Origin of the sequence: Telmatospirillum siberiense (assembly GCF_002845745.1) — a bacterium.
Lineage (GTDB): Bacteria > Pseudomonadota > Alphaproteobacteria > Rhodospirillales > Magnetospirillaceae > Telmatospirillum > Telmatospirillum siberiense.
The window spans coordinates 1-20,889 of record NZ_PIUM01000055.1 but is presented as its reverse complement, the minus strand read 5'-3'; the positions used below and the strand labels follow the sequence as shown (position 1 = coordinate 20,889).

The following is a 20,889-nucleotide window of genomic DNA, read 5'->3' as shown; positions in this document are numbered from 1 at the left end:
CACCGACGACCCCGCAACACTCGTTACCAGGCGGGCGCTACCCCTTACCTGGGCCGGACTTCCACCGGCCGGATCGCGCCAGCTTTCCTGACGCACCGCTCATCGCGCCAAGGCGACGAGAGTCACTCTCTGAGAAGCAATTCGCGCGCGTTCACCCGATTGCCCTGCAAGGGGCGTCGATATCCGGCGACGGTGACGGGGGGATTACCTTCCCGTCAGTCCCGACAGGGCGTCGTCGAGAACGGCATTGTCGAGGGCCATCAGGCGCGGCGCGTCGGTCCACAGAAGGGCGCAGCGGATGGTGCGGCCCGGATAGATGCAGGCCAGCGCGGCGCGGTAGGCCGCCATCTGGCGCAGATAGACCGCCGCCACGTCGGCGGGGCGGCGGGGCGGCGGGCGGTTGGTCTTGAAATCGACGATCAGGACGTCCTTTTCGGTGACCAGAAGCCGGTCGACCTGGCCCGAGAGAATGCGCTCGCCCACCTGGCCGACCACCGGCACTTCGGCCCGGCTGCCCGGTCCGAAGATCGGAGCGAACTCCGGATCGTTCAGGATGGCCACCACCTCGCCGGCCAGGGCCGCCTGCTCGGCGAAGCTCAAGGCCCAGCCCGGCCGTCCGAGGAAGCGGGCGGCGGCCTCGTTGCGTTTGGCCGTGGCAAGGTCGGGCAGCGATTGCAGCAACCGGTGGATCAGCCGGCCGCGCTGGAAACGCGCCGCATCGCCGCCGGTGCCATAGGGCGAGCGGACCTCGGGCTCGTCCTCGTCGGGGCGCGACGGGGCCAAGGGCCGGGGAGGCACCGGTTCGGGCGGTGCCGGCAGCCGCGCCCAGTCCGGCAGTGGCGCCGGGGACGGCGCCCTCGCGCCCTCGCGACCGGAGACGACGGCGGCCGTCTGGGGTGAGATCAGCCGGAGGACCCGGATGTCATCCATTCCGCGCTGGCTGTCGAGGAACGTGTCGGGTTCGGGTTCGCAGAGGGGACGCAATGCCCCCTCGATCAGGCGATACCAGCAATGTCCGGCCGCCGCCCGCCGGGTTTCCCAGCCGCAGACGTAAAGCCGGTCTTCGGCCCTGGTCATGGCGACATAGAGAAGCCGCCGGTATTCCTCATCGCGTCGCCGATTGGCGGCATCGCGCGCCGCCCGGCAGTTTTCGTCCTGGTCGTCGGCCCTGGGGGGCCAGGCCAGCAATTCGCTCTCCCCCTCGTCCAGCCATAGAAGGCGCGGCGGGCGGGTCGGCACCTGCAAGGTGTCCGGCAGGAAGACGATGGGGGCCTGCAATCCCTTGGCGCCATGCACGGTCATGATGCGGACGGCATCGACGTCGCCCTGTTCGAGATCGCGCTTGATTTCCACCGCGCCTTCCTCCAGCCAGCGCAGGAAGCCTTGCAGCGAAGGGGGATGGCCACGCTCGTAGGCCAGCGTCAGGGTGACGAATTCATCGAGCGGATCCTCGGCTTCCAGTCCCAGGCGGGCGAGCAGCCGGCTCTTGCCGCCTTCGGTCAATACCCGGGCGAAGAAATCGTGGGGCGGCATCTGGTCGGCCAGGCTCAGCCATTCGGAAAGCTGCCGCCAGGCGGCGGCGAAGGGCTCCTCGCCCGATCGTTCGCGCAAGGCCTCCCAAAGTCCGCCGCGCCGGCCCCAGGCCAGCCGGAACAGGTCCTCCTCGGACAATCCGATCAGCGGGCCCTTCAACACGGTGGCCAGGGTCAGGTCGTCGTCGGGCAGCAGCATGACATTGGCCAGGGCCATCAGGTCCATCACCGCCAACTGCTCGGTCAGCACCATGCGGTCGGCGCCGGCCACCGCGATGCCCAGGGTCTTCAATTCGCGGACCAGTTCCTCGACGAAGGCGTTGCGGCGGCGGACCAGCACCAGAACGTCGCCCGGCCGGATCGGCCGCCCCCGCGAGGCGAGAATCTCGCCACCCTTGACCATCGCCTCGATGCGCCGGGCGACCAGTTGCGCCAGGCGGGCGCGCGGACTGTCGCCCTTGACCCGTTCGACCGGCGGCTTCCAGGGCTCGGGCTCGTCGCGCGCCGCCGGCCGGATCGGCGGCCATATCTCGACCAGTCCGGCGGCTCCCTCGCGGAAGGCCAGGTGGGTTACCGTCTGACCGGGCGCCACCACTCCGTCGCCGCCCGCCGGGCTGTTGATTACCCGGTCGACGGCGTCCAGCACGGCCGGCGCCGAGCGAAACGAGACCGACAACGCCACTTCGGCCCAGCGGCCTTGGGCGGCCGGGACCTGGGCGGCGTAGCACCCGCGCATCGCCTCGAACTCCCGCGGGTCGGCCCGCTGGAAGCTGTAGATCGACTGTTTGGCGTCGCCAACGGCGAACACCGTGCGCTCGCCCGCCCGGCGTTGTCCCTCGCCGGCGAAGAATTCCCCGGTCAGCGCCCGGATCACCCGCCATTGGTCGGGGTTGGTGTCCTGTGCCTCGTCGATCAGCACATGGTCGATGCCGCCATCGAGCTTGTAGAGGACCCAGGCCGCCGATCCAGGTCGTTCCAAAAGCGTAACGGCTGCCAGGATGAGATCGTCGTAATCGAGCATGGCGCGGGCCGTCTTCTGGCGCTCATAGGATGCCAAAAGGCCCTCGCCCAGGGTTAGCAGCGAGGCGGTGGAGGCCAGCGTGACGGCGCTTCGGAGCCGGCCGGCGAGCCCGAACAATCGTTCGGCTTCGCTTTGCAAAATGGCCAAAGTGCCCGGAACCCGGGCTTCCACGTCCTTGGTGCAGAGCCGGGCGCGGATTTCGCCCTTGCCGGTGAGGAAGGCGCTCTGCCACAGGGCGAACCGGTCGAGGCGCTCATCCTCCGAGGCGGCCAGCCAGGCGTTCATCAGGCCGGCCCGTTCCTGGTCGCCCGCCTTGCCGCCCTGCAGCGCCCGCATCGCCGCCCTGCAGCCGCCGGCGTCGAAAGCTCCGTCGGATACCGCTCGCCGGACCAGGCCGTACGCCGTGTCATCCGCTTCCAATCCCAGGCGCCGGCGAAGGGCGTCGATCACCCCGTCCCGCCCGTCATGGTGGTCGATCAGCCGCCGCAGCCGGCCGCGCACGCCGGTCAGTTCGGCCATCAGATCGGGAAAAGCCGTTTCGTGGACGGCCCCGGTGATCACCGCCAGCGCCTCGGCCAGTTTTCCCCCAGGTCCATCTCCCGCCCCGTCGCGGGCGGCGGCCAGCACCTCCTCGCGGGCCTGGGCCAGCATTTCGCCGGCGTCGCGGTCGTCCATCACCTGGAAATGCGGGGCGAGGCCGGCTTCCAGGGGGAAGCGGCGCAGCAGCGACTGGCAGAAGGCGTGGATGGTTTCGATCCGCATGCCGCCGGGCGTGTCGAGCACCTGGGCGAACAGGCGCCGTGCCCGCGTCAGATCGGCTTCACCGGCCGGCCGGCCGGTCAGACGGGCAAGGTCGGCGGCCAGTCGGGTATCATCGTCGGTGGCCCAGCCGGCCAGCCTGAAGGAAATCCGGTTGGACATCTCGGCCGCCGCCGCCTTGGTGAAGGTCAGGCAAAGCAACCGCTCGGGTGCGTTTCCGGCAAGCAGCAGGCTCAGCACCCGGTCGGTCAGCACCTTGGTCTTGCCGGTCCCGGCGGAGGCCGCGACCCAGACCGAGGTGCCGGGATCGGCCGCCTGCCGCTGCGGAACTTCCGGATCGATGGCGATGCCGGCCATTCAGCGACCTCCGGAAAAGAATGAAAATGGCGCCCATGTCTCGCCGGGCCCTGTCGCGAGGCCGGCGGCGACGCGGGGGACCTGCGGCCGGGAAAACCACCAAGACACCAAGGCACCAAGGGGCCGGAGCGCGCCGCGGGCATTTCTGCCCGTCACCAGCCATCTCGCGCCGGACGAACGGAGGATTGCCTGCGGCGCGCTGGCATATCCCGTCGGTCGCCATTTCGGGAAACGCCTTGGTGCCTTGGTGCCTTGGTGGTTCCTCTTTTCCGCAGGCTGTCGAGATACGGCCGTCATTCCTCGCCCTCCTCGGCGCTCGACCATTCCTTGACCCGGGCCAGGTGCAGATAGTCGCTGTATTTTGGCGCCATCTCGGGGTGCGGGCGGGCGGCGTAGGGGGTCGATTCGTCATCGAAACGGGCGATCAGCTCGGCCAGGCCGACCAGCGCCTGTTCGGCCAGCGACAGAGCGTCGTCGCCGGCCGAGCGTTCCTCGCCGCCCGGCGGGCTTCCCGACAGGCGCCAATAAAGCAATTGTCCGACATCGGCCGCCGGAATTCCCGGAAAGCCGCCGTGGCGGGCGATCGCCGCCTCGATGGGCAATTGCGGGGCGTAACCGGCGGCCACCTCCTTGGCGGTCGGCGGGGCACCGGTCTTGTAGTCGATGATGGCGAGCGTGCCGTCGGCCATGCGGTCGATGCGGTCGGCCTTGGCGGTGACCCGGAACGGCCCGCCGGGGGCGGCGATCTCCAGGGCGCCGCTGATCTCGCTGGCCGCCTCGGTGAGGAGATGACGCCGGGCCGCCTCATGGAAGATGAACCAGCCGGCGACCCGTTCGAAGCGCGGCCACCAGAAGGCCCACAGGCCGGGCCGGGCCGCCGCCGCGGCGAAGTTGCCCCGTCCGAGCGCCAACAGTTCCTCCAGGGCGGTGGCCGGCAGGGCGCCTCGCGGATGGGCCTTGATGAAGGCGTCGAGCGCGCCATGGACCAGGGTGCCGTAATCGGCGGCGCCCGGATCGGCATCGATGGGGTCGAGGGCGTCGAGGCCCAGGATCTTGCGGGCATAGACGGCGTAGGGATCGCGCATCCAGGTTTCGATGGCGGTGGCCGACAGCTCGCGCGGGCGGGCCGCCACCGGTGGGGTCGGGGCGGGGGCCGCCGGCCGCGCGTAACGGTCGGGCCGGTCGCGGGCCTCCTGCCAGGACAGCCAGTCCCGGGCCGGCCGGGGCAGGGCGATGCCGGCGGCCTGCAGGACGGCATCAAGGCGGAGCAGCCAGCGGGACGGCACGGTGGGCGCGCCTTCGATACGGGCGGCGCGGGTCAGGATCACCTCGGGCGCGGCGAAGGCCTGGGCGAAGTCATGGGCGGCGAGACCGATGCGGCGTTCGGGCAGCGGCAGGCCGAAGCTTTTGCGCATCGGCCGGCTCATCCATGGGTCGGCGGCGGCGTCGGGCGGCCAGCATCCCTCGTTGAGGCCGCCCAGGATCAAGCGGTCGGCGTGCTGAAGCCGGGCTTCCAGGGGACCCCAAATGGCCAGGCGGGGATGGCCGCCCCAGGCCGGACGGACGACGATTCCCGTCATCAGGGCGGCCAGCAGTCCGGGATAGCCGCGGGGACCGATGGCCGGCAGCACGTCGGCGGCCAGAGCCAGGTCGGCGATGAAATCGGCGGCGGCTTCCCCCGCTTCGCCCTTCCACAGACGGGCCGCGCCGGTACGCTGGTCGTCGTCGGCCAGCCGTTCGGCGCAGGCGATATGGGCCCGCAGCAGGTCGGCCAGGGGGACCGCCGGACGGCCCATCAAGGTGGCGAAGTCGCCGGTCGCCTCGGCCAGGGTCGACAGCCAGGGGCGCAAATCGCTTTTCTCGGCCAGGGCGGCGATCAGTCCGGCCACGCCCGGCCCCGGCCGAGGCCCGCGCAGCACCTGGCGCTCCAGGCGGCGCACGCGCGTCCGGAAGGCTCCCGGGGACAGCCCGCCCATGGCCAGCGGATGCTTGAGCGCGGCCAGGGTGGCGTGGGGGGCGAAGTCGTCGGCGACCATCTGGGCGGACAGCGCGAGGAAGGCGCCCACCGGGGTGAGGCCCAGGGACGTTCCCGCCGAATCGTCTATTTCGATACCATAACGTCTGAGGTCGGCGGCGACCCGTCGCGCCAGGTCGCGATCCGGGGTGACCAGGGCGGCGGTCCGTTCGTCCGTTTCCAGCGTTTCGCGCATCATCAGGGCGATGGCGCCGGCCTCTTCCCGGGGACCGGCGCAGTCGAGCCGGGTGATGCCGGCAAGCGCGGCGGCGGTGATGTCCGGGCCGAGATGCCGCCACGCCTCGGTGGTGGCGGCCGGCCGCATGGTTTCGCTGATCAGCCGGTCGCGGGGCCCCGCCTTGCTTCCCGGCCACAAGGCGACCTTCTCGGGCGGCAGGTCGAGGCGATCGAGCAGATGGTAGAGACCGCTCTGCGGATGGGTCTGGTCGAGGGCGGCGCGGCTGGCCGGATCCATCGTCCGGTCGAGGCCGGGCAGGACCAGCCGTCCGGTGGGCAGGCCGGCGACCACCGTCAGCAGGCGGGCCGTCGCCGGGATGGATCCGGTCGACCCGGCGGCGAGCACCGGAAAGGTCGGAGGGGCGGCCAGCCAGCGGTCGGCCTGCAGATCGAGCAGCTGGTTGCGGCGGAGCGCCGCCTCCATCCATCCCTGTTCGGCCAGGATGGCCGGCCAATGGCTGGTCAGGATGGAGAGAAAGTCGAGGGTGAGCTGCCAGTGGGTCGCGTAATCCGCCGGAACCAGGCCGGCCAGCCCGCCGAAGTCCAGGCCTTCCGTATGCACCTGGTCGAGCAGGCGACCCAGTTCGCCGGCCAGTTCGACCGCCTGCTCCGGTCCCGGCGCCTGCCCGCCCCGGCCGCCGCCCATTCCCAGGATCAGACGGGCCAGCAGCAATTGTCGGCGCAGGGGCGGAACGGCGGGCGGCAGAGTGATGTCGCCGCCGTCGGAGAGGGCGAGTTCCTCCTCGTCGGCGTCGCCCAGCGGGCGCAGCCGGGGCAGGAGCAGCGGCCGGCCGGCCGAGCGGCGCAGGAAGGCCTCGCGCAGGGCCCGGCAGGCGCGGCGGGTCGGCAGCAGGATCAGCATGGCCGACAGGGCCAGGGGATCGCCCGCGGTCTCCTCCATCAGTCCGGCGGCCAGTGCGTCGACGAAACTCTCGCCCGGCGGGATGGTGAAGACCGAGGGGCTCATCGTCAGGTCACGGACGGGAGGAGGTCGGCCGGGGCCCCGGCCCCGGCCCCGGCCCCGATCAGGTCCTCGGCCTCGGCCAGGGCGTCGGGCGTGCCGATATGGTACCAGCCGCCGTCATGGACGATCCCATAGAGCCGCCCGTCGGCCTCGGCCCGGTCATAGAGCCGGTTGAGCGAGAACTTGCCGGGCGCCGCCTCGGAAAACAGCCGGGGATGCAGGATCTGCACGCCGGCGAACAAGGTGGGGCTGACCTCCTTCTCCCGCCGCCGCGTGGCCCGTCCGGCGGAATCGAGAAAGAAATCGCCGGGGCCGTCATAGCCAAAGGCCGTGGCGGTGCGCTGCATCAGCAGCAGAGCATCCATCTTCTCGCCGTCCCAGGCGTCGGCCAAGCGGCCGAGCGCCGGGGCGGGGCCGTTGGTCCAGACGATATCGGCGTTGCAGACGAAGAACGGATCCGCTCCCAAAAGCGGCAGCGCCTTCAGGACGCCGCCCCCGGTTTCCAGCAGTTCGGCCTCGTCGGAAAAGACGATGTCGATTCGCCCGGCCAGATGCCGGTGGAGCGTCTCCCCCAGCCAATGGGTGTTGACGACGCGTTGGCCGACCCCGGCCGCGTCCAGATGATCGAGAATGCGGTCCAGCATGGTCCGCCCGGCCACCGGAATCAGCGGTTTGGGCACTGTCAGGGTCAGGGGCCGCATGCGCAGGCCCAATCCGGCGGCCAGGAGCATCGCGTGGCTGGGCATCATGGCAGCGGCACTCCGCGTTTGCCTTCCGGAAGATACCGGTCGAACCAATTTTTCAGATCGGCCAGCCTGGGGTGGGCCAAAGCCCGCTCCAGCAGCCGCCAGAGCCGGGGAATGTGCCGCAGATAGATCGGCTTGCCGTCGCGCCGGCACAGCCTTGTGAAAATGCCGATGACCTTGGCGTGGCGCTGTGCCGCCAGCACCGCCCAGGAGGCGTCGAAGGCCTGCCGGTCGAGGTGGGGAAAGGCTTGCAGATAGTGGTTCCGCAAGGTGGCGATCAGGGCCGGATCGATATCGCGGCGGGCGTCTTCCAGCAGCGACATCAGATCGTAGGTGATCGGCCCGGCCACAGCGTCCTGGAAATCGAGCAGGCCGCAGGCGGCCACTCCCGGACGTCCGGCCAGGCGTAGCAGATTGTCGACGTGGAAATCGCGCAGCACCAGGGTTTCGGGCACGGCGCGCGCCGTCGGGAACAGGGCTCGCCAGAGGGTGGCGTAGTCGTCGCGGGCGCCGGCCGGCAAGGGATTCATTTCCGGCGCGTACCAATCGGTGAGCAAGAAGGCTTCCGTCAGCAGCCTCTCATCGTCGTAAGGAGCCAGACCCCGGGGAACGGCGGCTTCGCCCCGGCCATGCAGGTCGATCAACTGGTCGACGGCGAGACGGTAGAGATCGGCCTCGCGTTCGCCGGCGGCCAGCAGCAGGGTGAAGGTTTCGTCGCCCAGATCTTCGAGCAGCAGCAGGCCGGCTTGCGCATCGGCGGCGAACAGTCGGGGGGCACTGTAGCCCAGGGCCAGCAGATGGGCCTCGATGGCCATGAAGGGGCGCACGTCCTCCCGGGGCGGCGGGGCGTCCATCAGCACGGCCCGCCCTCCATCCGGCGCCACCAGCCGGTCATAGCGGCGGAACGAGGCATCTCCGGCCAATTTTCCGCGTTTCGCCTCACCCCAGCCGTGTCGGGTGAGAAAGGTTGCGATCAGCCTTTCGCGATCAGTCACCAAAAGTCTCCTGCAAGCGGGTGGTCCAGGCCGGGCCGCCGGTGAGCCGAACCCGGCGTGATCCGGCCCCGGTGCCGGATGAAAGTGCCACGGTCAGGCGGTCGGCCGGCAGCCAGCCGCCCAGCCGGTCGGGCCATTCGATCAGGCTGATGCCTTCGGCGAAAGCGTCCTCGATTCCCAGTTCCAAGGCGTCCTCGGGTTTTTCCAGCCGGTAAAGGTCGAAATGCCAGATCGTTGCGTTTTCGCAATCGTAGAGCTGCGCCAAGGTGAAGGTCGGGCTCGGCACCTCCTCCTCGGGTCCGGTCAGGGCGCGGATGAAGGCTCGGGCCAGCGCCGTCTTGCCGCTGCCCAGATCGCCTTCGAGCGCGATGACGTCGCCGGCGGCGGCAAGACCGGCCAGTGTCGCGCCGAGCCGGTGGGTGGCGGCTTCGTCCGCCAGATCGAGGATGATGACCATCAGACTTTGTAACGTGGCGGCAGGCCTGGCGCAATGACCCAGGATCATCGGAAATTTGCCATCACGTCACCAAAATTCCTTGGAAAACTCTTTGCAGCCGTCGGCGGAAAGATCGAAGCTTCCGCCTGCGTTGGATCAAGCCGCTGGAGAGTGAGCATGTTGAAAGTCTGGGGCCGTCGTAATTCCTTCAACGTCCAAAAGGTTCTGTGGCTGGTGGGCGAATTGGGACTCGACTACGAGCATATTCCCGCCGGCGGCAAGTTCGGCCGGCTCGACGAGCCGGCCTTCCGCGCGCTCAATCCGCATGGAAAGATTCCGGTTGTCGAAGATGGCGACGTCGCGGTGTGGGAATCTCATGCGATCCTGCGCTATCTCGCCGCGCGTTACGGCGAGGAATCCTTCTGGGGCCAGAATCCGGCAGCCAGGGCACCCGTCGACGGCTGGATGGACTGGGCCCAGAGCGCTTTGCAACCGACCTTCCTCAACGGCGTTTTCCTGGGTTACTTTCGGACTCCGGAAGCCGAGAGGAATTGGCCGGCCATCAACAAAAGCCTGGAACAGTGCGCGTCCCTGTTCGGCCTGGTCGACCGCATCCTGGCCGACCGGCCCTATCTGCTGGGCGATGAGCTTTCCCTGGCCGACATTCCGGCCGGGACGACCCTTTATCGCTATTTCGAACTCGATATCGAGCGGCCTTCCCTGCCCAATGTGGAAGGCTGGTATCGGCGTCTGCAGCAGCGCCCCGCCTATCGCGAGCATGTGATGGTTTCGTTCCAGGACATGCGCGCTTAAAGCCCGCTTGTCTTGGCTGCCTGCCCAGGGCAGTCGGGTGAACCCCCGCTTGCCCTGGTTTAAATTCTTGGCCCCTCGCGCGCGGTCACCCGATTTCCCCGGATGCCCGTCCTTGATTCGCCTCCGGCGGGTGCCCATTCTCTGGGCTCTTGTGCGATGAAAAATTTAGGGGTTTTCGAACGATGTCTTCTGGAATGCGCGCCGAAACCGATGCCATCGTCATCGGGGCCGGGCCGGTTGGTCTCTTCGCCGTTTTCGAGCTGGGCATGCTCAGGCTCAAATGCCATGTGGTCGACGCCCTGCCGGCCATCGGCGGGCAATTGACGGCGCTTTATCCGGAAAAGCCGATCTATGACATTCCCGGATTCCCGAAGATCGTCGCCACCGAGCTGGTTGATCGGCTGGCCGAGCAGGCGGCGCCTTTTCATCCGAAATTCCATCTGGAAGCCAGCGTTGAAACCCTGGCCCGCCTGCCCGACGGGCGATGGGAAGTGGAGCTGTCCGACGGGCGGGTGCTGATCGCCCCGGTGGTGGTGATCGCCGCCGGGGCCGGCGCCTTCGGTCCCAACCGGCCGCCGCTCGACGGTCTCGCCGCCTTCGAAGGCAAAAGCGTCTTCTATCTGGTCCAGAAGCGCGAAGCCTTCCGCGGCAAACGAGTCGTCATCGCTGGCGGCGGCGATTCCGCGGTGGATTGGGCGATCTCGCTCTCGGAAGTGGCGGAAAAAATCATGGTGGTGCACCGCCGGCCCAAATTCCGCGCCGCGCCCGAATCGGAAGCCAAACTGAAGGCCCTGGCCGATTCGGGGCGGATCGATCTGGTGGTGCCTTATCAGTTGGACGGGCTGGAGGGAAGCGACGGCCGCCTGGAAGCGGTGCGCGTCGCCACTTTGGACGGCCAGACCAAGAGCCTGCCGGCCGATATCCTGCTGCCGTTCTTCGGACTGGCCAGCCAGTTGGGTCCGATCGCCAAATGGGGTCTGGAAATGGACGGATCGCAAATCACCGTCGATCCGGCCAGCTTGTCGACCAATCTCAAAGGCGTTTTCGCCGTCGGCGACGTCGCCGGCTACAAGGGCAAGCTGAAGCTGATCCTGCAGGGTTTCTCGGAAGCCGCCATGGCGGCGCAGGCCGCCCATGCCATCGCCCGTCCCGACCAGTCCCTGCATTTCGAGCATTCCACCACCACCGGCGTGCCGGTCGCGTAATACCGTCCAGAGGCGGATTCAGACTTTAGCGTGAAGCCTTAAATCGGCATCACGCTCGGCTTGTTTTTCAAGCCCTTGGCCTTAGCGCACGCTCCGCGTGCTTGGCAGCGGCCTCAATGGCCGCTTCTAGAGTGTCGTGCGTCAGATTTGACGTTCGACCCTCTAGAGACCGAGCTCCCCGAGGCCCGGATGGTCGTCGGGGCGGCGGCCCAGGGGCCAGAAGAATTTTCGGTCCTCGGGGCGAATCGGCAGATCGTTGATCGAGGCGTGGCGCACCGCCATCAGGCCGGTGTCGGCGAATTCCCAATTCTCGTTGCCGTAAGAGCGGAACCAGTTGCCGGCATCGTCATGCCATTCATAAGCGAAGCGGACGGCGATCCGGGAACCGCCGAAGGCCCAGATTTCCTTGATCAGCCGGTAATCCAGCTCACGCGTCCATTTGCGGCGCAGCAGTTCGGCGATTTCCGTGCGGCCGTTGACGAATTCGGCCCGGTTGCGCCAACGGCTGTCGGGCGTATAAGCCAGGGCGACCCTGTCGGGATCACGGGAATTCCAGGCATCCTCAGCGGCGCGGACCTTCTGGATGGCGCTTTCCAGGGTGAACGGCGGCAGGGGGGGACGTCGCTCGGCGTCGGCTGACATAAGGGCCTCCTTGTTCAAGAATGAGGTAGACAGGTCTGTATCATCATTGACATCGAAAAGACCATCGGGCGCTGGCCGTCATCCGGTAGCTCATCCGTCAGTCGGCGAGCAGGAAATCCAGACGGGGGTCGGCGGCGCGCGGCGCCAGCTCGATCACCTCGTAATCGGCGAGCCGTCCCTTGTTGAAGGGGTCCTGGGCCAGACGGGCATCCAATTCGCCGCGGCTCAGTCCATGCGCCAGGATGGCCCCGCCGGTTCGCGGGTTTTGCGGGCCGGAGAGTAGAAAAACCCCGTCGGAGAATCCTTTTCCCACCCATTCGCGGTGGGCGTCGACCACCTTGTCGAGGTCGGCCAAGGGGGCGGTATAGCGCAGAATGACGATGAACATGGAAGCGTCCTTGCCTGTTGGGATGGGAATCAAAGTCGCGGGCGGCACCGTCAATTCGGTATTTTGTCGTCGTCGGTCAGATTTTCCAGCGACGACCCGACTTTATTTCGTTTTCGCAATGTAACCAGTGGCGGCGCCGTCTTCAGGGGATCGGCATTGCCGGACGGCAGATGGATGATGAAGGTGGTGCCCTCCGCCGGAACCGACGCCAGCTCGATGCGTCCGCCGTGCAATTCGACGAAGTTCTTCACCAGGGACAGCCCAAGCCCGGCGCCCGAGGGCATGATACCCGTGGGCGAGCCCTGGCCGGTGCCGCGCACGAAGCTGCCGAAGATCATTTGCTGTTCCTCGGGGGCGATGCCACGGCCGGTATCGGCGACGGTGAAAAGGATCTCCTCGCCGACCTCGCTCTTGGCCCGCATGGCGGCCAGAGTGATCTGGCCGTGGGGCGGCGTGAATTTGACGGCATTGGACAACAGGCTGAAGAGAACCTGCCGAATACGCCGTTCGTCGGCCACCATCCAGCCGACGTCGAGCGGGCAGTCGAAATTGAGCACCAATTGCTTTTCGCGCAGCCGTTCGCGGGTCAATTGCAGGACGGCGGTCAACATGGCATGGACGTCGACCGCGTTCAGCGACAGCGTCATCTGGCCGGCCTCGATGGTGGCCAGATCGAGAATGTCGGACAGGACCTGCAGCAGATAATTTCCGGCCTCGGTAATTCCCTTGGCATATTCGAGCTGCCGCGGATTGAGCGGCCCGAAATAACCGAGACCGAGGATTTCCGAAAAGCCGAGAATGGTGGTCAGCGGTGTGCGGACTTCGGCGCTGACATTGGCGATGAATTCGCTTTTCAGCCGGTCCGCCGCCGCCAAGGCTTCGTTGCGCTCCCGCAATGCTCTTTCCACCTGGGCGGAGTCGCTGACGTCGAGCCAGGTGGTCAGTACCGCCCCGTCGGGAAGCGGGACCGAGGCGTAATCCAGGATGGCGCCGTCGGAACGTTCGATACGGCCATGTCGCGCCTCGCGCTCGGAGGAGAGCGCCAGCATCCAGTCGCGCACCGCCGGCCAGTCGGTCGCGGTGGTGAAATAGTCATGGTGCCGCTCCACCAGTTCGCTGAGATGCGGCTCGGTGTTCAGATCCTCCGGCGACAGGTTCCAAATGCGTCCATAGGCCGGGTTGGACAGGCGCAACTTGCCATCCGAGGAGAAAACGGCGACGCCCTCATGCAGATTGTCCAGCGTCTCGCGGTGCACGGCGAGCGACGTCTTGTGTGAACGTTCGAGGGCGAGGGCATCGGTGACATCCTCGTAGGTGAACAGCAACCCGCCGAAAGGATGGGCCGATACCATGCGGCGCAGCGTGCGTTCGTCGGGAAGATGAAGAAGGTCCTCCTGCGCTTCCAAAAGGGAGGTGAAGCGGCGGAGTTCCTCCTCCTTGTAGGCGCGATAGTCGACGACCTCGGGCAGTCTGCGATGCTCGCGCAGGGTGTCGAGCAGATTGCCATAGGTCGGTTCGGTGCCCAGCCAGTCGGTTTCGAGCTGCCACAACATGGAAAAGGCGGTGTTGTAGAAGGACAGACGGGTGTCGCTGGAGAAGATCGCGATGGCGGTGCCGAGATTTTCCAGCACTTCGGCATGGGCGGCGACATGCCGGTCCATCTGGATCTGCAGTTCCTCCTGGCGGGTGCGGTCGATGGCGATCCCGACGGTCATCAGGCCGCCGTCGCCTTCCGCCGGAAAAGGCGTTTCCGTCAGCTCCACCAGACGCCGCGCCCCTTCCATCACCAGATGGAAGGATTCGCTGCGCAACAGGCCGGAAGCCCGGGCCCGGGCGGCCAGGGCCCGGGCTTCGCGCAGTGCGGCGCCCGGCACCAGTTCCACCCCCGCCTCGGCGGCGGCCTCCGGCGCTTCGGCATCCACCGCCCTGGCATAGGCCTGGTTGCAATAGACCAGGGCCAGGTCGCCGTCGCGCATCCAGACCGGCATGGGCAGCGCATCCAGCACGGCGCGCAGACGGTCCCGTTCGGCGCCCAGGTCGTGGCGCTCGTGGGACAGGTTTTCCACCGCCGCCGCTCCTTCGGTGACGTCGCGTACCCAAAGGACATCGGCGAGCGGGGTGCCTTGGGCGTCGGCGGCGCGGCTGCCGATCACCAAAACGCGCCGCCCCCCTTCGCGCAGGGGCAGTTCCAGGTCGAATCCGCGGCCCTGGCCATGCAAGGCGGCGACCGCCATATCCAGCGTCCCGGTCGCCTCCTCGTCGAAGTTTTCCAGAATGTCGGCATAGGTGGCGCTGGTGCCGCCGAAAAGGCCGAGCAGGACCGCCAGACGGCGAGAGCAATTCTCGGACTGGATGGTGCCGTCGGCGGCAAGGTTCCACCGATAGAAGCCGTCGGGGGTCGAGGCGAGGATTTCATCCAGGCGACTGCGCTCCACGTCCAGACTGCCGGTTTCGGCGATCGCCTGATGAAGTTGGCTGCGCAGCCACAGGGTGACCGGCAGAAACACCATCAGCAGCAGAATGATGGTGCCGATGGCCAACGGCATCACCTCGTCGGGGCGGAAGTCGAGGGTTTGCGCCTCTGCGGCGGCGGGCAAAAAAAACGCAAGGCCGGCGCAGATCAGACGCCGGAGGGAAGCGCGCATATCCGCGTATGAAAGGGTGGTTTCGGTGTGGCGATGGTCCGTCATACGGACGTCAGGCTCCTTGATTAATCCAAAGGTGCCCGCGAATGGCCGAAAACACAAGGGTCGGAGGTTATCGGGCAAGGGGTCCGGTCGGAATGACGCCGTCATTCCGACCGGACCCTGATTCAGCAAAGGACCTTAATAACGATAGGTATCCGGCTTGAACGGTCCTTCGACGGTCACGCCGATATACTCGGCTTGCGCAGGCGTCAGGGCGGTCAGCTTGACCCCGATCTTGCTGAGATGCAGCCGCGCCACCTTCTCGTCGAGGTGCTTGGGCAGCACATAGACCTGGCGTTCGTATTTGTCGGCGTGATTCCACAGTTCGATCTGCGCCAGCACCTGGTTGGTGAAGCTGGCCGACATGACGAAGCTGGGATGACCGGTGGCGCAGCCCAGATTGACCAGACGGCCCTCGGCGAGGACGATCAGGCGCTTGCCGTCGGGGAACTCCACCTCGTCGACCTGCGGCTTCACATTGTGCCAGCGGTAATTTCTGAGCGAGGCGATCTGAATTTCGCTATCGAAATGACCGATGTTGCAGACGATGGCCCGGTGTTTCATCTTGCGCATGTGATCTAGGGTGATCACGTCGACATTGCCGGTGCAGGTGACGAAGATGTCGCCCTGGGACGCGGCGTCGTCCATGGTCTCCACCTGATAGCCTTCCATTGCCGCCTGCAGGGCGCAAATCGGGTCGATCTCGGTGACCAGCACGCGCGCACCCTGGCTGCGCAAGCTCGCCGCGGAGCCCTTGCCGACGTCGCCGAAGCCGCAAACCACCGCCACCTTGCCGGCCACCATCACGTCGGTGGCGCGCTTGATGCCGTCGACCAGGGATTCCCGGCAGCCGTAAAGATTGTCGAACTTCGATTTGGTGACCGAATCGTTCACATTGATGGCCGGGACCAGAAGTTTGCCCTTCTTGGCCATTTCGTAAAGCCGGTGCACGCCGGTGGTGGTTTCTTCCGAGATGCCGCGCACGTCCTTCAGGGCGTCGGGATATTTCTCATGCATGATGGCGGTGACGTCGCCGCCATCGTCGAGAATCATGTTGGGCGTCCAGCCGTCCGGACCCTTCAGGGTCTGTTCGATGCACCACCAGAATTCCTCTTCCGTTTCGCCTTTCCAGGCGAACACCGGAATGCCGGCGGCGGCGATGGCGGCGGCGGCCTGATCCTGGGTTGAGAAGATGTTGCAGGAGCTCCAGCGCACCGAGGCGCCCAGCGCCGTCAGGGTTTCGATCAGAACGGCGGTCTGGATGGTCATGTGCAGGCAACCGATGATCCGGGCGCCCTTCAGCGGCTTGGAGGCGCCGAACTCCTCGCGGAGCGCCATCAGGCCGGGCATCTCGGTTTCCGCCATGTCGATCTCTTTGCGGCCCCACTCGGCCAGGGAGATGTCGGCGACCTTGTAATCGGCAAAGCTCATGGAATTGGCTCCTTGAATAAAATTTCTTGGCGTATAGCAGCCCGCTCGCCGCGGGGCAAGCTCGCTTCAGAGTCGAGAGTATCAAGATCCATCCGGCAACCCGGAGTTGAAGTCGTCAACCAGTCGGGCGATGCGGGTGGAATCCGACTGATCCATGATGACCCGGGCACGACCGGCGGCGGCCACCAGGTCAAGGCAGCGGACCCTTTGTTTGACCCGGGGAATATTGGTGGCCGCCATGGAAAGCTCGCGGATTCCCAAACCCAGGAGCAAGGCGGTATAGCGCGGGTCGCCGGCGATCTCGCCGCAAACACAGATGGGAATGCGGGCCCTGAGCGCCGCTTCGGCGGAGAACTGGACGAGTCGCAGCACGGCCGGATGAAGCGGGTTATAGAGATAGGCGACCGCCTCGTCGGCCCGGTCGATGGCCAACGTGTATTGGGTAAGGTCGTTGGTGCCGATGGCAAAGAAATCCGATTGCCAGGCCAGCGCGTCGGCGGCCAGCGCGGCGCCGGGAACCTCGATCATCGTGCCGATCGGCGGCAGGGGGCTGGCGATGGGAACATGGCGGCGCTTCAGCCGGCGGACGACCTGTTCCATGACGCCGCGCACCGCTTGCAACTCCTCGACCGCCGAGACCATCGGCAGCAGGATGCGCACCGGGCCAAGGGCGCCGACCCGCAGGATCGCCGCCAGTTGGGTCTCCAGGATCTCGGGATGCTTGAGCGACAGGCGGATGGCTCGAAGACCCAGGGCCGGGTTGGGACCGTCGCCGAAACCCAGCGATTCCGGCATTTTATCGCCGCCCGCATCCAGCGTGCGGATGGTCAGCGGCCGGCCTTCCAGACGGCGCACCAATTGCGCCATGATTTCATACTGTTCGTCCTCGCCGGGCAGGTCGCTGCGGTTCATGTAAAGGAACTCGCTGCGCAGGAGGCCGACACCGGCCGCCCCGGCCGCCAGCACACCGTCTATTTCCGCCGGTAATTCCAGATTGGCCTGAAGGCTGATGCTGGTTCCGTCCCGGGTGACGGCCGGCACCTTGTGCAGCCGGTGCAGTTGGCGGCGCTGTTTCAGAAAGTGGGCCCGCTTGCGGCGGTAGGCGACCAGGGTTTCCGCTGTCGGATTGAGGATGACCTTGCCCTCGGTGCCGTCGATGACGGCCACCGCCCCGTCCCCCGCCCGGTTGAGCAGGCCCGACATGCCGACGATGGCCGGCAGTCCCAGCGAACGAGCCATGATGGCGGTATGGCTGGCGCCGCCGCCCAGCACGGTGGCAAATCCGGCCACCTTGGCCGGATCGAGAAGCGCGGTATCGGCCGGGGTCAATTCCTCGGCCAGGATGACGGCGTTCCGGGGCAACAGGGCAAAAGGCTTGAAGGGCGTCTTGGTCAGATTGCGGATCAGTCGGCGCCCGACGTCCCTGATATCCTCGATGCGGGCCGCCAGATAGGCGTCGTCCATGGAGGCGAAGCCCTGGACGATCTGGTCGATTTCACATTGCACGGCGGCTTCGGCGTTGATCCGTTCCTCGCGGATCCGCCTGTCGACGCCACGCACCAGGCGCGAGCCCTTCAGCATCTGCTGATAGGCGTCGAGCAGATAGCCCAACTCCTCTCCGGTCGACCCCGGCATGCTGCGGGCCTTGCGCTGCAAAAGGCTGACTTGCCGGCTGGCCCGCGCCACCGCCTCGGCGAAACGGCTACGTTCGGCATCCAGGCCGTCCGGTGAAATCTTGAATTCGGGGACGTTGACCTTGCCGGAATCATGCAGATGGGCGACGCCGATGGCGACGCCGGGACTGACGCCCAGGCCGTGAAATATCTGCTCGTCCTGCGGCACGCTCACCGGAAGGACGGACGGTCGGTCGGGCGTGTCGGTCATCGGATTCGTCAGTCTTCGTCGAATTTGGCGTCGATCAGCGCGCCAAGCGCCTCCAGCGCTTCCGCCGCGTCGGCACCGGAACCCTTGAGTTCGATGTTCGAACCCGGCCCGGCGGCCAGCATCATCAGACCCATGATCGACAGGCCCGAAACCTCGATGCCACGGTTGGACACCAGAACCTGTGCCTGGAATTGGCTGGCCAGCTTGACGAATTTCGCGGCGGCGCGGGCGTGCAGGCCCCGTCGGTTGGTAATGGTGGCGCTGCGGGAGAGCTCTCCGGCAGCGGACTGTATTGCGGAATCTGTAGGCATATCCCTGAATCGATCGTTATCGGATTAATGATTGTCCTGGGCCAGGAGACGTGAGGCGACGTTGATGTATTTTCGTCCGGCCTCCTGGGCGCTGGCCACGGCGTCGGCCAGCTTTTCGTGGTGACGGACGCTGGCCAACTTGATCAGCATCGGCAGATTGACGCCGGCGATCACTTCGACTTTAGCCTTATCCATGATGGATATGGCCAGATTGGAGGGTGTACCGCCGAACATGTCGGTCAGCACCACCACGCCGGAGCCGTCGTCGACCTTGGCCGTCGACTGCAGGATGTCGCGCCGACGCTGCTCCATGTCGTCGTCCGGACCGATGCAGACGGTAGCCACGCTGGGCTGCGGTCCGACAACATGTTCAAGGGCGGCCACCAGCTCATCGGCAAGGCGTCCGTGGGTTACGAGGACCATTCCTATCATCGCTGAGCCTTCACTTTGCTTTCCCCTCCTCAAGCTCGCGGTGCCGCAGCTCGACCTGCTGATCTCGTTCGCGAAGCCAACCGGCTAGTTTTTCGGCGATCACCACGGATCGGTGACGCCCCCCCGTACAGCCGATGGCAATGGTTAAATAGCTTTTGCCCTCGGCGGCGAAACGCGGCAGCAGCGGGTCCAGGAGAGCCGTCAGCGCCGTGAAGAATTGTGGAAAACCGGGGTCCCCCTCGACATGCCGGACCACCGGCGCGTCGAGCCCGGTCAAGGGACGCAACGCCGCAACATAGTGGGGATTATCAAGGAAACGGGCGTCGAAAACCAGATCCGCTTCACGCGGCAGCCCCTGACGGTAGGAAAAAGAGGTGACGAATACCGCCAGGGACGGTTTGCGATCGAGGCCGAAATGGCCGGCCAGCAGGCGTTTCAGCTCGGCCGGCGGCAAGGCGCTGGTGTCGATGACCAGATCGGCGCGTTCCTCCAGCGGCGAAACCAGCTCGCGTTCATGGCGGATGCCGTCGAGCAGCGGCCGGTCGGGTGCCAGGGGGTGGCGGCGTCTGGTCTCGGTGAAGCGCCGACAGAGCACATCGTCATCGGCGACGACGAACAGCAGGCTCAGGTCGACATGGCTTTCCTGCATCAGGCGGTCCATTTCGGCCGCCATGGCGGAAACGGCGAAATCCCGCGTGCGGATGTCGATGCCGATGGCCAGCGGGCGGGCCAGGGCGCCCGGTCGGATCAGCGCGGCCAGCAGCGAAAGGGGCAGATTGTCGACGGCCTCGTAACCCAGGTCTTCCAGGGATTTGAGGGCATGGCTCTTGCCTGCGCCGGACAGGCCGGTGACCACGACAACCTTGCCGACCCTGCTATCGGCCGGGGAATCGATCCGTTCGCCGGGCGTTGGCCTTGGGCCGCCGCCGGCGTCGGTGCCGCCTTGGTTAGGCGATGCGTCGATGGAATCATGACCGGTCATCAGATCGACATTATATTCCCTGTCAGCGCCCGCACCGCAAGGCGAACCTTGGCCGCGGCCGAGGACTCCCAGGGACAGAGGGTCAGGCGCCGCCGGGCCAATCCGCAGATCTCCTCGGTTTCCGTCTGCGGCAGGCGTTCAACCATCTCCGCGGCGACCAGATCGACGATCAGATCGAGGGGGGCTGATGGCGCGTGATCGATCTTCAGAATCCCCACGCCGCGCACTTCGATCAGTCCGGCGATGGTGGTCGGCGCGCGGACCGACAGGCGATCGTCCTCGCGCTCGATCTCCATCTGGTCGTCGGCGACCAGACGCGCCCCGGTATCGATCAGGCGCAGCGCCAGGTCTGATTTGCCGGCGCCCGAGGGCCCGCGCAGCACAACCCCGCTTTCCCCCACTATCACGCATGTCCCATGCAAACGAATCATCGAATCAAGGTGCGTTGTCGGTAAGCGGGAGTCAAATAAATAGCCCTCAGACGCCGGGCGGGGGCGCGGGCTCTGCCCGCTTGGCTTTAAATGTCCCTCAAACGCCGGGCGGGCGCATCCGCGCCCTTGGCTCTCCTCGCTTATGCCTCCGCTGGCGCTCCCGGCATAAGCTGCGGCGCGCTCAACGCGCTAGTCACCGGCTAAAGCCGGTTCCGGTCGGGTTACACAAAAGACGGTGCCGGTGAGGAACGGAGCGGGCATCGCCCGCGACTGGGCCGTTGAGGCCCCGCGCGAGCGTTCGCGCGTAAGCCAAGGGCGCGGATGCGCCCGCCCGGCGCCTGAGGGACAAAATTTATAACCGGAGCGGGCATCGCCCGCGACTGGGCCGTTGAGGCCCCGCGCCATCGTTGGCGCGTAAGCCAAGGGCGCGGATGCGCCCGCCCGGCGCCTGAGGGACAAAATTTATAACCGGAGCGGGCATCGCCCGCGACTGGGCCGTTGAGGCCCCGCGCGAGCGTTCGCGCGTAAGCCAAGGGCGCGGATGCGCCCGCCCGGCGCCTGAGGGACAAAATTTATAACCGGAGCGGGCATCGCCCGCGACTGGGCCGTTGAGGCCCCGCGC

The 20,889-nt window shown here is 66.7% G+C and carries 16 protein-coding genes; 2 read left to right on the top strand and 14 right to left on the bottom strand.

Annotated features, from left to right (window positions below):
• Positions 1 to 204: 204 nt before the first annotated feature.
• The 5 genes from addA to tsaE all read right to left on the bottom strand — a co-directional run bounded on the left by addA (position 205) and on the right by tsaE (position 9,130).
• Positions 205 to 3,669 carry a double-strand break repair helicase AddA gene (gene addA, locus CWS72_RS26445; protein ID WP_101253666.1) on the bottom strand — a complete coding sequence of 1,155 codons (3,465 nt, stop codon included), beginning with the start codon at positions 3,667 to 3,669 and terminating at the stop codon, positions 205 to 207.
• A gap of 293 nt (positions 3,670 to 3,962) precedes the next feature.
• A complete protein-coding gene (gene addB / locus CWS72_RS26440; protein WP_101253665.1) occupies positions 3,963 to 6,887 on the bottom strand; it encodes a double-strand break repair protein AddB in 2,925 nt (974 codons plus the stop codon).
• A 2-nt stretch (positions 6,888 to 6,889) separates the two neighbouring features.
• Complete coding sequence (locus CWS72_RS26435) at positions 6,890 to 7,633, bottom strand: nucleotidyltransferase family protein (RefSeq protein ID WP_101253664.1); 744 nt, start codon at positions 7,631 to 7,633, stop codon at positions 6,890 to 6,892.
• A complete protein-coding gene (locus tag CWS72_RS26430) occupies positions 7,630 to 8,625 on the bottom strand; it encodes an aminoglycoside phosphotransferase family protein (protein WP_101253663.1) in 996 nt (331 codons plus the stop codon). The genes CWS72_RS26435 and CWS72_RS26430 overlap by 4 nt, the downstream gene beginning before the upstream one ends.
• Positions 8,618 to 9,130, bottom strand: a complete 513-nt coding sequence (gene tsaE / locus CWS72_RS26425) for a tRNA (adenosine(37)-N6)-threonylcarbamoyltransferase complex ATPase subunit type 1 TsaE (RefSeq protein ID WP_241911905.1) — start codon at positions 9,128 to 9,130, stop codon at positions 8,618 to 8,620. The genes CWS72_RS26430 and tsaE overlap by 8 nt, the downstream gene beginning before the upstream one ends.
• A 108-nt stretch (positions 9,131 to 9,238) precedes the next feature.
• Here tsaE and CWS72_RS26420 point away from each other — a divergent pair, with 108 nt between their 5' ends.
• The gene (locus CWS72_RS26420; protein WP_101253661.1) at positions 9,239 to 9,874 is read left to right on the top strand and encodes a glutathione S-transferase family protein; all 636 of its coding nucleotides are present in this window, start codon (positions 9,239 to 9,241) and stop codon (positions 9,872 to 9,874) included.
• A 182-nt stretch (positions 9,875 to 10,056) separates the two neighbouring features.
• Positions 10,057 to 11,079 (top strand): NAD(P)/FAD-dependent oxidoreductase, encoded by a 1,023-nt coding sequence (locus CWS72_RS26415; RefSeq protein ID WP_101253660.1) that lies wholly within the window; start codon positions 10,057 to 10,059, stop codon positions 11,077 to 11,079.
• Positions 11,080 to 11,241: 162 nt separating this feature from the next.
• On the opposite strand, the gene CWS72_RS26410 is transcribed toward CWS72_RS26415, so the two are convergent.
• The 9 genes from CWS72_RS26410 to CWS72_RS26370 all read right to left on the bottom strand — a co-directional run bounded on the left by CWS72_RS26410 (position 11,242) and on the right by CWS72_RS26370 (position 20,267).
• Positions 11,242 to 11,721, bottom strand: coding sequence for a nuclear transport factor 2 family protein (locus CWS72_RS26410; RefSeq protein WP_101253659.1), 480 nt, complete (start codon positions 11,719 to 11,721; stop codon positions 11,242 to 11,244).
• A 97-nt stretch (positions 11,722 to 11,818) separates the two neighbouring features.
• Entirely contained in the window at positions 11,819 to 12,109 is a 291-nt protein-coding gene (locus tag CWS72_RS26405; RefSeq protein WP_101253658.1) for a YciI family protein, read from the bottom strand.
• 50 nt (positions 12,110 to 12,159) lie between these two features.
• Positions 12,160 to 14,754, bottom strand: coding sequence for a PAS domain-containing sensor histidine kinase (locus CWS72_RS26400; protein WP_241911904.1), 2,595 nt, complete (start codon positions 14,752 to 14,754; stop codon positions 12,160 to 12,162).
• A 180-nt stretch (positions 14,755 to 14,934) separates the two neighbouring features.
• On the bottom strand, positions 14,935 to 16,227 hold the full coding sequence (ahcY, locus tag CWS72_RS26395; protein ID WP_101253657.1) for an adenosylhomocysteinase: 1,293 nt from the start codon (positions 16,225 to 16,227) through the stop codon (positions 14,935 to 14,937).
• A gap of 81 nt (positions 16,228 to 16,308) precedes the next feature.
• The gene (ptsP, locus tag CWS72_RS26390; protein WP_101253656.1) at positions 16,309 to 18,111 is read right to left on the bottom strand and encodes a phosphoenolpyruvate--protein phosphotransferase; all 1,803 of its coding nucleotides are present in this window, start codon (positions 18,109 to 18,111) and stop codon (positions 16,309 to 16,311) included.
• An 8-nt stretch (positions 18,112 to 18,119) separates the two neighbouring features.
• Complete coding sequence (locus CWS72_RS26385; RefSeq protein WP_101253655.1) at positions 18,120 to 18,422, bottom strand: HPr family phosphocarrier protein; 303 nt, start codon at positions 18,420 to 18,422, stop codon at positions 18,120 to 18,122.
• Between the two features lie 24 nt (positions 18,423 to 18,446).
• Positions 18,447 to 18,854: a PTS sugar transporter subunit IIA gene (locus CWS72_RS26380; RefSeq protein ID WP_101253654.1), complete on the bottom strand. Its 408-nt coding sequence runs from the start codon at positions 18,852 to 18,854 to the stop codon at positions 18,447 to 18,449.
• Between the two features lie 10 nt (positions 18,855 to 18,864).
• Positions 18,865 to 19,836, bottom strand: coding sequence for an RNase adapter RapZ (gene rapZ, locus CWS72_RS26375; protein WP_101253653.1), 972 nt, complete (start codon positions 19,834 to 19,836; stop codon positions 18,865 to 18,867).
• Positions 19,836 to 20,267, bottom strand: a complete 432-nt coding sequence (locus CWS72_RS26370) for an HPr kinase/phosphorylase (RefSeq protein ID WP_101253652.1) — start codon at positions 20,265 to 20,267, stop codon at positions 19,836 to 19,838. The genes rapZ and CWS72_RS26370 overlap by 1 nt, the downstream gene beginning before the upstream one ends.
• Positions 20,268 to 20,889 lie beyond the last annotated feature (622 nt).

What these genes read in the sequence shown, in the direction of transcription:
- addA (WP_101253666.1), bottom strand. Translation starts at nt 3,669, where the DNA reads ATGGCCGGCATCGCCATCGATCCGGAAGTTCCGCAGCGGCAGGCGGCC.
- addB (WP_101253665.1), bottom strand. Translation starts at nt 6,887, where the DNA reads ATGAGCCCCTCGGTCTTCACCATCCCGCCGGGCGAGAGTTTCGTCGAC.
- CWS72_RS26435 (WP_101253664.1), bottom strand. Translation starts at nt 7,633, where the DNA reads ATGATGCCCAGCCACGCGATGCTCCTGGCCGCCGGATTGGGCCTGCGC.
- tsaE (WP_241911905.1), bottom strand. Translation starts at nt 9,130, where the DNA reads ATGATCCTGGGTCATTGCGCCAGGCCTGCCGCCACGTTACAAAGTCTG.
- CWS72_RS26420 (WP_101253661.1), top strand. Translation starts at nt 9,239, where the DNA reads ATGTTGAAAGTCTGGGGCCGTCGTAATTCCTTCAACGTCCAAAAGGTT.
- CWS72_RS26415 (WP_101253660.1), top strand. Translation starts at nt 10,057, where the DNA reads ATGTCTTCTGGAATGCGCGCCGAAACCGATGCCATCGTCATCGGGGCC.
- CWS72_RS26410 (WP_101253659.1), bottom strand. Translation starts at nt 11,721, where the DNA reads ATGTCAGCCGACGCCGAGCGACGTCCCCCCCTGCCGCCGTTCACCCTG.
- CWS72_RS26405 (WP_101253658.1), bottom strand. Translation starts at nt 12,109, where the DNA reads ATGTTCATCGTCATTCTGCGCTATACCGCCCCCTTGGCCGACCTCGAC.
- CWS72_RS26400 (WP_241911904.1), bottom strand. Translation starts at nt 14,754, where the DNA reads ATGCGCGCTTCCCTCCGGCGTCTGATCTGCGCCGGCCTTGCGTTTTTT.
- ahcY (WP_101253657.1), bottom strand. Translation starts at nt 16,227, where the DNA reads ATGAGCTTTGCCGATTACAAGGTCGCCGACATCTCCCTGGCCGAGTGG.
- ptsP (WP_101253656.1), bottom strand. Translation starts at nt 18,111, where the DNA reads ATGACCGACACGCCCGACCGACCGTCCGTCCTTCCGGTGAGCGTGCCG.
- CWS72_RS26385 (WP_101253655.1), bottom strand. Translation starts at nt 18,422, where the DNA reads ATGCCTACAGATTCCGCAATACAGTCCGCTGCCGGAGAGCTCTCCCGC.
- CWS72_RS26380 (WP_101253654.1), bottom strand. Translation starts at nt 18,854, where the DNA reads ATGATAGGAATGGTCCTCGTAACCCACGGACGCCTTGCCGATGAGCTG.
- rapZ (WP_101253653.1), bottom strand. Translation starts at nt 19,836, where the DNA reads ATGACCGGTCATGATTCCATCGACGCATCGCCTAACCAAGGCGGCACC.
- CWS72_RS26370 (WP_101253652.1), bottom strand. Translation starts at nt 20,267, where the DNA reads ATGATTCGTTTGCATGGGACATGCGTGATAGTGGGGGAAAGCGGGGTT.